The following is a 12,716-nucleotide window of genomic DNA, read 5'->3' as shown; positions in this document are numbered from 1 at the left end:
GTGGTTTTCGCTTTCCGTGACACAAAAAATGCTATGTCGTCAATACCCGAATGTCTATATTTATGACTGGAGATTTACCCAGATCACTCCTCGGTACGGCTCCCGCCGAGAGACAGGCTGGCCAGCAGGCCGACCGCGAGGAAGCCCGCCGCCCCGAACGCCGCGTAGCGCGTGCCGGCCGCGAAGGACTCCTTGGCCGCCTCGGCGACCCCGGGCAGCCGGGACAGTCCGGCGATGGCCCCTCCCGCGCTGCGCTGCACGGCCGAGACGATCTGCTCACGCCGTACCGGGTCGACACCGTCCGCCTGGCTCAGCCGGTGGTCGAGGTCGGCGCTGAGCCCGCCGAAGAGCAACGTGCCGAGTACGGCGATGCCCAGCGCGGAGCCGATCTGCCTGACCGTGCTCTGCGTGCCCGAGCCCTGACCACTGCGCTCGACCGGGACCTCGGCCAGGACCACCCCGGTGAGCTGGGCGGTCGCCAGCCCGATGCCCATGCCATAGCAGAACAGGAACGGCACCGGCAGCGCCCACGGGGTGCCGGCGGAGATCACCAGGCCGAGTCCGGCGATCCCGGCGATCTCCAGTGCCAGGCCGAGCCGGACCACGAAGGCCGCTCCCCTGGCCCGCGACAACGGGGAGGCGAAGGCACTGGCGGCGAAGGAGCCGACCGCGAGCGGCAGCAGGGCGACCCCCGTCTCCAGCGGCGAGTAGCCCAGGACGAACTGCATCCACAACGGCAGCGCGAACAGCACGCCGAACTCGCCGAGGCTGACGATCAGCGCGGCGATGTTGCCGTTGCGGAAGGAGGTGATGGACAGCAACGACAGGTCCAGCAGGGCGACCTGGTCACGTCGGCCACGACCCCGCTCGACCAGTACGAAGGCGGTCAGGGCCAGCGCGGAGGCGGCGAAGGCGACGGGCACCGGGGACAGCGCGAACGGCCATCGCCACCCGCCGACGGTGAAGGGCTCGACGGACCGCCACCAGCCGTAGACCCTTCCCTCGACCAGCCCGAACACCAGCAGGCCGAAACCGAGCGTCGACAGCACCGCGCCGCCCAGGTCGGCGCCCCGCCTGCCGTCCGACTCACGCGACTCGGGCACGAACACCAGCACCCCGGCCAGTACGGCCACCGCGACCGGGATGTTGATGCCGAACGCCCAGCGCCAGGACAGGTCCGTGGTGAGCCAGCCGCCGACCAGTGGCCCGAGCGCGGCCATCCCCCCGATCGTGGCGCCCCAGACGGCGAACGCGGTCGCCCTGTCCCTGCCCCGGAAGCCCGCGTTCAGCAGGGACAGCGTCGTGGGAAAGATCATGGCTCCGCCGACGCCCTGCAGGATCCTGGCCCCGATGAGCATCGGCCCGCCGACGGAGAAGGCGGCCAGCAGGGACGTCAGCGCGAACAGCGCGACCCCGGTCAGCAGGAGTCCGCGCCTGCCGAGCCGGTCGGCGAGCCTGCCGAAGGTGAGCAGCAGCGCGGCGAAAACCAGCGCGTAGGACTCCTGGATCCACTGCGCGTCGGTCGAGCTGAGCCCGAGGTCGCCGATGATCTGCGGGACGGCCACGTTGGTGATCGTCGTGCTGGAGATGACCATCGCCACGGCCAGCGCGATGAAGGCCAGCCCGGCCCACCGCGTCCGTTTCGTCTCCGCCGTCTCCGGCGGCGCCGTCACGCCCATACGCTCTCCTCTTCGAACCTTGACCCTCTTTGGGCCGAAAATACTAAGTACCCTTAGCATCCTTCGGATAGCGTGGACGGAGGGTTTCAGCCGAAGGCCGGAAAAATGGGGTTTATGGATGATCACGCCTCATGGGCGACCGGCCGCCTGCTCCTGGTGGCCGCGCGGCTGGTGGAACGCGAGTGGAACGCCGTGCTCGCCGAACGCGGCCTGACCCACGCGGGCTTCCTGACCCTGCACGTCCTGCAGGACGGTCCCCGGACCCAGCGGGAACTCGCGGCCCACACCTACGTCGAGGAACAGACGATCCGGCCGGTGCTCGACCGGCTCGAACGCGACGGTCACATCGTCCGCGAGCGGGACACGGCCGACCGGCGCCGGGTGATGGTGAGCCGTACCGACCTGGGCGGGCGGACCTACGCCGAGATCATGAAAGGAGACCCGGCCGAGCGAATCATCGCCGACCGGGTCGAGGACCCCGGCGCGCTGCGCGCCGAGTTGATCCGGTTGATCACCGGAATCCGGAGTCGTTGAACGGCCGGTGGCCCCGGAGGACGCACGGGACCACCGGCCGTCGGTCACTTCTCCGAGGTGTAGCTGGTGAAGGAACGTTCCGGCTTCAACGTGACGGCGTTGTAGCACTTGACGCCGTTGACAATGGCGTCGTTCGGCGGGGTGACCCAGAGCTTGTAGATGTTGCAGTACTCGGGGCCGGGGCCGAACGCGGTCACCTGGACGTGGTCACGGAGATAACCGATCTTGGGGAAGGTCACCTGCCGTCCGGGCGCGAAGTTCTGGACGGTGTTCCCACCGGGCACCAGGGTGTTGAAGTTGATCCCGGCGGGAGTCGGCGCGTACGGCCCGGCCGCCGTCGGGTTGGTGTCGAGGACGTAGCCGAAGAACCTGGGCGGAACCGCGGCCCCGGTGATCGCCCGCTGACGCTGGTAGGTCAGCGTCCAGCCGGTGTTGATCGGCCGGCTCGTCGCGTCATGGCAGATCACCTTCACGTTCTGCGCGCTGACGGCCGATCCCCACGAGCCGATCTTGCAGCGGGCGGGCCGCTGCGGGTCGACGGCGGTCACCTGGAAGCCGCCCTCGGGGCCCGGCGACCCGAGCCCGGGAAGGGTGACGCCCCAGACACCGGTCCCGCCCGAGGCGACCGTGTTGACCGCGCCCGACGAGTTGAACTGCGAGGCGATCCCGCCGCCGTTGTAGTGGATGTAACCGAGCGCCTGCGGCGCGGGCAGCAGACCGGTGCTCGTCTCGTAGACGATGGTGAACGGGGTGAACACCGGGGTGCCGCCGTACTTGTAGCACTGGACGACCGCGACCTCGTCAGGGCCGGAGGGCAGCCAGGTCTGCAACTGGCACCATTCGGCGTTCGGCGAGACGGCCGTCACGTGCGCGACACCGCCGGAGCTCGCGATACCCGGGAAGACCACCTTCACCTGGCCCGTCGCCCCGGGTGAGACGGTCACGGTCGGTCCCGACGCCCAGCTTCCCGCCTGGTGGGCCAGGGAGGGGACGCCGGAGAAGACGTCGACGAAGGCGAATCCCCAGCGGTCGGGGACCGCCGCCTGGGCGTTCGTGGTCGGGATGAGTCCGGCGAGGAGCGCTGCGATGCCGCACAGAACTCCGAGAAACGTTTTTCTCAACCGGTGCATGCGTTTCTCCATCCTTATTTCTGGGGGGTGTGATGGCGCATATGGGAGCGACACCGGTGGAAGCCGGTGCTGATACGGGATGGATGAAGCCGGCCTTTTGGCCTCTGCGCCATTGATAACCCAGTCACGGTCCGGAGAAAAGACCCAAAACGGCATACGACGCCCTTAATTCCAACTGGTAATCCGTCAGCGGCAAAAAAGCGGCGTCCGCCTGTCAACTTCGTATATAACCCGGCTGAATCCCCTCGTCGAATGGTCAGACCGTGAAGTACACCCGGACGGTGGTTCCGCCCTCGCCCGTGTGGACGCGGACGAGATCGCTGAGCAGGTTGGTGACGAGCAGCCCGCACGCGCGTCGCCGCCGGGGATCGACCGGCCCGCGCCCGGCGAGGGGGTCGGTGATGTGCCCGGCGTCCCTGACGTCCAGCACGACCTGGCCGTCCTCGGTCCACACGCGCAGCACTCCCCTGCCGCCACCGTGGTCGAGGCTGTTGGCCACCAGCTCACCCGCGATCAGCCGCAGGTCGTCGAGGCGCTCACCGCGGAGCCCGGCCTGGGCGGCGTGCCCGACGGCGAACTCACGGGCCCGCGCGAGCTCACCGCCCCCGAAGCTCAGGACCTCGGCCCTTCTCGGGTCGGGCAACGCCCTGTTGGCGTCGCGGATCGCGCGTTCCGGCGCGTAGGCGTCGCTGACCCGCAACCCGGAACCGTCGAGCAGGACGGGGTGGGTGGTCTCGGCGTCCCTGACGACCGCGGGCTCCAGGGCCTCGACGTCGTACGGGCACATGATCGTGACGGCCCGCCCGGGAAAGGCCAGGTTGACCAGCGCCTCGTGCTGGAGGCAGGCGGGATACTCGGTCACCGAGCGGCCCGGCCAGACCGGCTCCCCGACGATCCGCACCCTGCGGCCCTCGTGCGGATCGGCGAAGGCGCGCAGGACCGCGGGGATGATGCGGCCCGGGTTCCGGCCCTCCCTGGTCATGTCGAGGAAGCACACCGAGGAGGCCAGCGGGCCGAGCCAGGTCCGCAGCAACCGGAGATTGCGCTCGGGGACGGCGACCGCCACGGGTTCTCCCGCCGCCAGGCCGCCACGAATGAACGGCAGGGTCGCCTGGAGATACTCGTGGTCACCCCGATAGAAAAGGGCAGGATGGACAAAAGGATCGAGTTCGGCTGTCGCGGTGTCCATCACGCCTCCGCGTCAACCGATGAGGGATGAGCGAGCACGGGCCCCGGAAGGCGGCAGCTGTCCGGTGATCCCAGCTCTGGCCGAATTGCCATGGCGATGATCCTGAAGTAGGGAAGGGGTAACGTCCAACGTACCCCCTGCCGCCTTTCTCAGCGAAGCCGACGACCGCCAAAGGACAGCCCAAAAGCTCCCTACCTGCCTTTTTCCGACATTTCATGTTATCGACCATTCCTGCTGGAACACTCGGGAATTCCATCCACCGCACAGCCGACATATACGACAAAATTATGGCCATGCGAATTTTGATCATCGGTGGAACCAGGTTCGTCGGACGGCACATCACCGAGGCGGCCCTCGCGGCCGGGCACGAGATCTCCCTGCTGCACCGGGGAAGGACCGGAGCCGACCTGTTCCCCGAGGCCGAGCACCTGACGGCCGACCGCAACACCGACCTGTCGATCCTGCGCGACCGGACGTGGGACGCGACGATCGACGTCAGCGCCTACCTGCCCACACAGGTCGACCTCCTCGCCGACACGCTGTCCACCGGGCGCTACCTGCTCATCTCCAGCACCTCCGTCTACGCCCCGCCCCCCGCCCCCGGCTTCGCCGAGGACTCACCACTGGCCGAGATCGACGGCCCGGTCCCCACCGAGGTGACCAACGAGACGTACGGCGCGCTGAAGGCGCTGTGCGAGCGGACCGCCACCGCCAGGTTCGGCCGGAACACGCTGGTCGTACGGCCGACCTATGTGATCGGCCCCCACGACCACACCGGGCGCTTCACCTACTGGGTCAACCGGATCGCCGAAGGCGGCGAGGTCCTGGCGCCCGGCGACCCCACGGACCCGATCCAGGTGATCGACGCGCGCGACCTGGCCTCCTGGATCGTCACCCTGCTCGACCGGCCGCTCGACCCCGCCGCTCCCACGGTCTTCCACGCGGTCAGCCCGGCGCCGCCGTACTCCTTCGGCGACATGCTGGAGGCGATCCTGGCCGAGGTCGGGCCGCCCGGGACGACCCTGACCTGGGTCGGCGCGGACTTCCTGTTCACCGAGGGGGAGAACGGCGCCTCCCTGCCGCTGTGGTCGGAGGGCGACGAGTGGATGACCGCCAACACCGCCGACCCGGCGGCGGCCCGCGCCGCGGGACTCGATCCACGTCCGCTCGGCCGTTCGGTGCGGGAGATCCGCGCCGCCGAGGCCGCCTTCTCCACCGAGATCACGATCACCCGTGAACGGGAGGCCGAGCTTCTGGCCAAGTGGCGCTCCCACTGACGCCTTCCCGTCCGGTCAACGCCCAATAAATATGAGTGAGTGAGTCACTCACTCATATAGGGTGATTCGCGTGATCTCTACCTCTCCATCCTCCTCCCGCGCCTCGCCGCTCCCGCCGGACGAGCGGCGTGCCGCGCTCATCGCCTCCACTCTCGCGCTCATCCTCGCCGAGGGCCCCGACGTCAGCACCCGTCAGATCGCCCAGGCCGCCGGGGTGGCCGAAGGCACGATCTTCCGTGTCTTCGCCACCAAGGACGAGCTGGTCAAGGCGGCCATCATCAGCGCCATCGACGCCACGCCGCTGATCCGCGACCTGACGGCCGTCGACCGTACGGCCCCGCTGCGGGCGCGGCTCGTCGCCGCCGTCGAGATCATGCAGCACCACACGACGCACGTCTTCCGGCTGGTGGACGCGCTCGGCGCCGAAGGGGTGACCCGGATCGCCCGTGAGGGCAGAGCCGAGCGCGGCGAGGAGGACTGCGACCCGCGCGCCGCCATCAGGCAGGCGATCGTCAACCTGATCGTCCCCGACCGCGACCTGCTGCGCTGCACCGCCCCGGAGGCGGCGCGCCGCCTGCAGTTACTGACCGTCGCCGGCAGCCATCCCAAGCTCGTCGAGGACGACCCCCTACCTCCCGCGGAGATCGTCTCCATGCTGCTGGACGGCATCCGCCGACGGCACGACGACGACCATCTCCTCCCTCCGGAGACCCCGGACCACGAGACCCCACGTGGAGACCCCCAATGCTGAGCCGCCTGCTGCGCACCCACCTGCGGCCCTACACCTCAACCCTCATCGCCGTCGTCGTGCTGCAACTGGTCAGCACCATCACCTCGCTGTACCTGCCCAGCCTGAACGCCGACATCATCGACCGGGGCGTCGCCACCGGCGACACCGGTTACATCCTCACCGCGGGCGGCTGGATGCTGGCCGTGTCCCTGGTGCAGATCGTCTGCTCGGTCGCGGCGGTCTACTACGGAGCCCGTGCCGCCATGGGCTTCGGCCGGGACGTCAGGGCGGCCGTCTTCCACCGGGTGAACGGCTTCTCCAGCAGGGAGCTCGCCCACTTCGGCGCCCCCTCGCTGATCACCCGCACCACCAACGACGTCCAGCAGGTCCAGATGCTGGTGATGATGACCTGCACCATGCTGGTCGCCGCGCCGATCATGTGCGTCGGCGGCGTCATCATGGCGCTGCGGCAGGACATCGGCCTGTCCTGGCTGATGCTGGTCTGCGTCCCGGTGCTGCTGGTCTCGATCGGCCTGCTCGTCTCCCGGATGGTCCCCCAGTTCCGTGCCATGCAGACCAGGATCGACGAGGTCAACCGGGTGCTGCGCGAGCAGCTGTCCGGCATCCGCGTCGTGCGCGCCTTCGTCAGGGAGCGTGAGGAGACCCGGCGCTTCGCCGAGGCGAACGACGCGCTGACCTCGACCGCGCTGAACGTCGGACGGCTGACCGCGCTCATCTTCCCCGTCGTCATGCTGATCCTCAACGCCTCCAGCGTCGCCGTGCTCTGGTTCGGCGCCTTCCGTGTGGACAGCGGGGAGATGCAGGTCGGCGCGCTCACCGCCTTCCTCATGTACCTGATCCAGATCCTCGGTTCCATGATGATGGCCACCTTCATCTCGATCATGATCCCGCGCGCCGCGGTCTGCGCCGAGCGCATCGGCGAGGTGCTGCGGACCGACTCCTCGGTGCCCCCGCCCGCCGACCCCGTACGGCAGGTGCGCACCCGCGCCGAGCTCGAACTGCGCGACGTCGAGTTCCGCTACCCGGGCGCCGCGGCCCCGGTCCTCTCCGGCGTCTCCTTCCGCGTCGCCGCCGGGCAGACGACCGCCGTCATCGGCAGCACCGGGTCGGGCAAGACGACTCTGATCTCCCTCGTCCCCCGCCTCTTCGACGCCACCGCGGGCACCGTACTGGTCGACGGCGTCGACGTGCGCGACCTCGACCCCGCGATGCTCTGGGCGCGCATCGGCCTGGTGCCGCAGAAGCCGTACCTGTTCACCGGCACCGTCGCCGACAACCTTCGCTACGGCAACCCCGAGGCGACCGAGGAGGAGCTGTGGGAGGCGCTTGAGGTCGCCCAGGCCCGCGACTTCGTCGAGGCGATGCCCGAAGGGCTCGACGCGCCCATCACCCAGGGCGGCACGAACGTCTCCGGTGGTCAGCGCCAGCGCCTCTCGATCGCCAGGGCACTGGTCAGCAAGCCCGAGATCTACCTGTTCGACGACTCCTTCTCCGCTCTCGACCTGACGACCGACGCCCGGCTGCGCGCCGCCCTGCGCCCGCGCACCGCCGACGCCGCCGTCGTCATCGTCGGCCAGCGGGTCTCCACCATCGCCGACGCCGACCAGATCATCGTCCTCGACGACGGCGTGGTCGTCGGCAGGGGCACCCACGACGAACTGCTCGCCTCCTGCCCGACCTACGTCGAGATCGTCGAATCCCAGCTCACCGAAGAGAGGGCGGCATGAGCGGCAACCGGCCCATGACGACCGCGCGTCCGCGCCCCCCCGCGGGAGGCGGCCCCTTCGGTCGCGGTCCCTTCGGCGGCGGGGGCATGCCGGTGGAGAAGTCGATGAACTTCGGGCCCTCCATGCGCCGGCTGATACGGCGGCTGGCCCCGGAACGCGTGCGGATCGTCGCGGTGATCGGCCTGGCCGTGATCAGCGTGGTCTTCGGCGTCATCGGCCCCAAGATCCTCGGCCAGGCCACGGACCTGATCTTCAGCGGCGTGATCGGCAGGCACCTGCCCGCCGGGACGACCACGGAACAGGCCATCCAGAGCGCCCGCGCCTCGGGCAACGAGAACTTCGCCGCCCTGCTCTCCGGGATGGACGTCGTCCCCGGTCAGGGCATCGACTTCGGCGCGCTGGCCACGGCCCTGTCCTGGGCTCTGGCGCTCTACGTCGCGGCGTCGGTCTTCGGCTGGCTACAGGGCTACCTGCTCAACGACGTGGTACAGCGGACCGTGTTCCGGCTGCGCTCCGACGTCGAGGACAAGCTGAACCGGCTCCCCCTGCGTTTCTTCGACGGCCAGCCACGCGGCGAACTGCTCAGCCGGGTCACCAACGACATCGACAACGTCTCCCAAACCCTGCAGCAGACGTTGAGCCAGCTGCTGACCGCGCTGCTGACCGTGGTCGGCGTGCTGGTGATGATGTTCGTGATCTCGCCACTGCTCGCGCTGATCGCTCTGGTGACCATCCCGGTCTCGACGATTCTCACCGGGCAGATCATGAAGCGCTCGCAGAAGCTGTTCGTCGCGCAGTGGACGCACACCGGCACCCTGAACGCCCACATCGAGGAGGCCTTCACCGGCCACGAGCTGGTGAAGGTGTTCGGCCGGGGCCCCGAGGTCGAGGAGGTGTTCCGCACCAGGAACGAGGAGCTGTTCAAGGCCAGCTTCGGCGCCCAGTTCATCTCCGGCATCATCATGCCGACGATGATGTTCGTCGGGAACCTCAACTACGTCGCCATCGCGGTCGTCGGCGGCCTGCGGGTCGCCACCGGGGCGATGAGCCTGGGCGACGTGCAGGCCTTCATCCAGTACTCCCGGCAGTTCACCCAGCCGCTCACCCAGGTCGCCTCCATGACCAACCTGCTGCAGTCCGGGGTCGCCTCGGCCGAGCGGGTCTTCGAGCTGCTCGACGCCGAGGAGCAGACCCCCGACCCGGCCGACCCGGTGCCGCCGACCGTACGGCGTGGCCGCGTCGAGTTCGAGCACGTGTCCTTCCGCTACGAGGAGGAGCGGCCCCTCATCGAGGACCTGTCTCTGGTGGCCGAACCCGGGCACACGGTCGCGATCGTCGGCCCGACCGGCGCGGGCAAGACCACCCTCGTCAACCTGGTCATGCGCTTCTACGAGCTGGAGGCGGGCCGCATCACCCTGGACGGGGTGGACATCACCGCGATGCGCCGGGACGACCTGCGCTCCCACGTCGGCATGGTGCTCCAGGACACCTGGCTGTTCGGCGGGACCATCAGGGAGAACATCGCCTACGGCAACCCCGGGGCGACCGAGGAGCAGATCCAGGCCGCCGCACGGGCCACCTACGTCGACCGGTTCGTCCGCTCCCTGCCCGACGGCTACGACACCGTGATCGACGAGGAGGGCGGCAACATCAGCGCCGGTGAACGGCAGCTGCTGACCATCGCCCGTGCCTTCCTGGCCGATCCGTCCCTGCTGATCCTCGACGAGGCGACCAGCGCGGTGGACACCCGCACCGAGGTCCTGGTCCAGCACGCCATGGCCGCGCTGCGCTCCGACCGCACCAGCTTCGTCATCGCCCACCGCCTGTCCACCATCCGTGACGCGGACCTGATCCTGGTGATGGAGGCGGGCAGCATCGTCGAACAGGGCACCCACGAGGCACTCCTCACCACCGGAGGCGCCTACCACCGCCTCTACTCGGCCCAGTTCGCCGGCGCCCTGACCGCCGCGGAAAGCGAGGCCCCGACCACCTGATCCCCCGGAGGCACCGGGGCGGCGGGTGTTCCGGCCCGCCGCCCCGGTGCTTCGTCAGGGCAGTTCGTAGCGCGTCAGAGCCTTGGCGAACGGCTCTCCGCTCGTGCGGGCGTACGCCATCCGTGCGCGTGCTTCGCTGAGCGTACGCGGACGGTAGCCCGGGCCACCGCAACAGCTCTTGTGGAAGCGGACCCCCGAGTGCAGCAACAACGAGAGCACCCGCCAGGCCTCCCTGTCCCGCCGTCGTGGGGCCGCGAAGGCGGAACCGACATGGATCAGCGCCGCGGCACAGCGCGGGCAGAGCCGGTCCCGGTGATCAGGGCCGGGGTAGAGCTGCTTGTACGAGGCACGGCAAGGCAGACAGACAAAGGATGTCTTCGCGTGGGCCATACGCCCAGGGTAGGCCGTCGCGAGCCAAGATCGATCGGCTCTGACGCCGGGCCCGTACGGCGTGCGCGGTGAGGCACCATGGAAAGGTGAACGAGGGCAGGAACAGGCTGGCGGGGTTGCTGGCCGAAGGGGACGTCGTCGTCCTGAGCGGGGCGGGAATGTCCACGGAGTCAGGCATCCCCGACTATCGAGGGCCGCAGGGCTCGCTGAGCCGGCACACCCCCATGACCTACCAGACCTTCATGGGCAGTGAGGCGGCCAGGCGGCGTTACTGGGCCCGCAGCCATGTCGGCTGGCGGACGATGACCCAGGCCGCGCCGAACGACGGCCATCACGCGGTCGCGCGCCTACAGCGGCAGGGCCTGGTGACCGGCATCATGACGCAGAACGTCGACGGCCTGCACCAGGCGGGCGGCGCCCGGGAGGTCGTCGAACTGCACGGCAGCCTGCACCACGTGGTCTGCCTCGACTGTGGCGACTCGACCCCGCGCGAGGAGCTGAACCATCGCCTCCGGCAGGCGAACCCCTCCTTCGGCTTCCAGACCACCACGATCAACCCGGACGGCGACGTCGATCTGGATGACGCCGAGGTCAGCGGGTTCCGGGTGGTCGGGTGCCTGGCGTGCGGCGGGGGAACGCTCAAGCCCGACGTCGTCTTCTTCGGGGAGACCGTCCCCGCGGACCGGGTGCGCACGTGCTACGCCCTCGTGGCGAAGGCACGCCTGCTGCTGGTCCTCGGGTCGTCGCTGACGGTGTTGTCGGGCCGCCGGTTCGTCCTGCACGCCGCCAGGCTCGGCATCCCCGTGGTGATCGTCAACCAGGGCGAGACCCGAGGCGACCCCTACGCCACCTTCACCCTCAACGCCCCCTTGGGCACGATCCTCCCGGAACTCGTCCAGTCTCTGGCCTGAAATCTCTGTCCGGGCCTTCGACAAGTACCGAACCCGGATCGGCGATGCCGAGGTGGTGACCGGTCAACCCGGCCGTCACCTCGTGTGAGTCAGTCCTTGATGACGACCGACGCGAGGGGGGACAGAGCCGTGTTGGTCTGGTCCAGGTCGAAAGCGGTGGGGTCGAACTGGTCGGCCGAATCGAGGCCGAGCCATTCCAGTCGGTCTTCATGCTCCTCGTGTTCAGGATCGGCGAGGATCTCCATGAGGTAGTCGTAGCCCCAGATACCGCCGCAGTCCTCGGGCGGGCAGGCCCGCCGGCCGGCCAGGCAGCGTGGATAGGCGACACCTGGCTCCGCCGGGGTGACGGCCTCGACGAGGATGACGTGCTCCCAGTCGTCCCCGAAGTCATAGGTGTAGCCCAACCGGTCTCCAGGTTCGGCAGCGATCTGGTCGAGTCGCCGTGTGGCGGCACCGGCGGTCTGTAGCTCCCTGTCGGCGACGCCGTAACGACCCTGTGGGCTCTCAAAAACCCACATGTGGTAGTTCTTCCAGCCAAAAGCCGCCTGCAGAATGTCGTGCAACGCGCGCAGCGTGATCTCAGACGGAACCTCAAGGCGACGCCAGATCGGCGGCCGTGACCCTGCCAAGGTGACCTTGATCCGATGGACGGTAACGGGCTTACGGCCGGACGGCACGATGTTAGAGGAGGCCATACGTGGCATCCTGCCGTACCTGCGCCGAATCATGCCCCGTACCAGGAATGATTACCCCCTGCACAGTGGCAGGCGCCCTCTCCATCGGACCGCAGCTGTCCGCGCTGCGGGGAGAACCTCAGTTCGACGATCAGATGGTCCGGGAGTACCGGCAGCTGCTGCAGGCCCATCGTCAGCCCGTCTGAAGTTCCTTCACCACTCGCTCCGCCGTCTCCCGGGCAGCCCCCAGTCGGGGGTCGTCCGGGTCGGCGTAGGGGCCGAGAATCTTCGCGGCGACGAACAGCGTCACAGCTTGCCGTCCCGGCTCTCCAGATCGTCACGCCGCTCGCTGCGGACGCGGTCGGCCAGAGCTGGGACGGCCAGGGAAGCACCCCACAGACTCGCCGCGTCCAGACCGTACGGGGCCATGCCCCAGTCCTCCCAATCGAACACACAGAAC

12 protein-coding genes are annotated in these 12,716 nt (G+C 69.0%); 6 read left to right on the top strand and 6 right to left on the bottom strand.

All coding sequences use genetic code 11. From position 1 onward, the window contains the following. Positions 1–83 precede the first annotated feature (83 nt). Positions 84–1,679, bottom strand: coding sequence for an MFS transporter (locus ACFYY8_RS07725; protein WP_390038274.1), 1,596 nt, complete (start codon positions 1,677–1,679; stop codon positions 84–86). Between the two features lie 114 nt (positions 1,680–1,793). Here ACFYY8_RS07725 and ACFYY8_RS07720 point away from each other — a divergent pair, with 114 nt between their 5' ends. Beyond that, positions 1,794–2,213, top strand: a complete 420-nt coding sequence (locus ACFYY8_RS07720) for a MarR family transcriptional regulator (RefSeq protein ID WP_352014208.1) — start codon at positions 1,794–1,796, stop codon at positions 2,211–2,213. A gap of 44 nt (positions 2,214–2,257) precedes the next feature. Here ACFYY8_RS07720 and ACFYY8_RS07715 read toward each other — a convergent pair whose 3' ends face one another. Further along, positions 2,258–3,343, bottom strand: coding sequence for a hypothetical protein (locus ACFYY8_RS07715; protein ID WP_390038271.1), 1,086 nt, complete (start codon positions 3,341–3,343; stop codon positions 2,258–2,260). Positions 3,344–3,599: 256 nt separating this feature from the next. Then, complete coding sequence (locus tag ACFYY8_RS07710; RefSeq protein WP_390038269.1) at positions 3,600–4,532, bottom strand: anti-sigma factor RsbA family regulatory protein; 933 nt, start codon at positions 4,530–4,532, stop codon at positions 3,600–3,602. Positions 4,533–4,825: 293 nt separating this feature from the next. Between ACFYY8_RS07710 and ACFYY8_RS07705 the strand changes: the two genes are divergently transcribed. The 4 genes from ACFYY8_RS07705 (at position 4,826) to ACFYY8_RS07690 (ending at position 10,281) form a co-directional block, all read left to right on the top strand. Beyond that, on the top strand, positions 4,826–5,809 hold the full coding sequence (locus ACFYY8_RS07705; RefSeq protein ID WP_390038267.1) for an NAD-dependent epimerase/dehydratase family protein: 984 nt from the start codon (positions 4,826–4,828) through the stop codon (positions 5,807–5,809). Positions 5,810–5,879: 70 nt separating this feature from the next. Further along, positions 5,880–6,560 (top strand): TetR family transcriptional regulator, encoded by a 681-nt coding sequence (locus ACFYY8_RS07700; RefSeq protein WP_390038265.1) that lies wholly within the window; start codon positions 5,880–5,882, stop codon positions 6,558–6,560. Further along, positions 6,554–8,287 (top strand): ABC transporter ATP-binding protein, encoded by a 1,734-nt coding sequence (locus ACFYY8_RS07695; RefSeq protein ID WP_390038263.1) that lies wholly within the window; start codon positions 6,554–6,556, stop codon positions 8,285–8,287. The genes ACFYY8_RS07700 and ACFYY8_RS07695 overlap by 7 nt, the downstream gene beginning before the upstream one ends. Then, positions 8,284–10,281: an ABC transporter ATP-binding protein gene (locus ACFYY8_RS07690; RefSeq protein WP_390038260.1), complete on the top strand. Its 1,998-nt coding sequence runs from the start codon at positions 8,284–8,286 to the stop codon at positions 10,279–10,281. The genes ACFYY8_RS07695 and ACFYY8_RS07690 overlap by 4 nt, the downstream gene beginning before the upstream one ends. 54 nt (positions 10,282–10,335) lie before the next feature. On the opposite strand, the gene ACFYY8_RS07685 is transcribed toward ACFYY8_RS07690, so the two are convergent. After that, positions 10,336–10,500 (bottom strand): hypothetical protein, encoded by a 165-nt coding sequence (locus ACFYY8_RS07685; protein WP_390038258.1) that lies wholly within the window; start codon positions 10,498–10,500, stop codon positions 10,336–10,338. A gap of 257 nt (positions 10,501–10,757) precedes the next feature. Here ACFYY8_RS07685 and ACFYY8_RS07680 point away from each other — a divergent pair, with 257 nt between their 5' ends. Further along, on the top strand, positions 10,758–11,582 hold the full coding sequence (locus tag ACFYY8_RS07680) for an NAD-dependent protein deacetylase (RefSeq protein WP_390038256.1): 825 nt from the start codon (positions 10,758–10,760) through the stop codon (positions 11,580–11,582). 89 nt (positions 11,583–11,671) lie between these two features. Here the strand turns inward: ACFYY8_RS07680 and ACFYY8_RS07675 are convergent, their stop codons facing one another. Beyond that, positions 11,672–12,277: a plasmid pRiA4b ORF-3 family protein gene (locus tag ACFYY8_RS07675; protein WP_390038254.1), complete on the bottom strand. Its 606-nt coding sequence runs from the start codon at positions 12,275–12,277 to the stop codon at positions 11,672–11,674. Between the two features lie 285 nt (positions 12,278–12,562). Beyond that, complete coding sequence (locus ACFYY8_RS07670) at positions 12,563–12,709, bottom strand: hypothetical protein (protein ID WP_390038252.1); 147 nt, start codon at positions 12,707–12,709, stop codon at positions 12,563–12,565. Between the last annotated feature and the right edge of the window lie 7 nt (positions 12,710–12,716).

Origin of the sequence: Streptosporangium sp. NPDC001559, from assembly GCF_042893955.1 — a bacterium.
Taxonomy (GTDB): Bacteria; Actinomycetota; Actinomycetes; order Streptosporangiales; family Streptosporangiaceae; genus Streptosporangium.
This window is presented reverse-complemented; position numbering and strand designations above follow the sequence as displayed.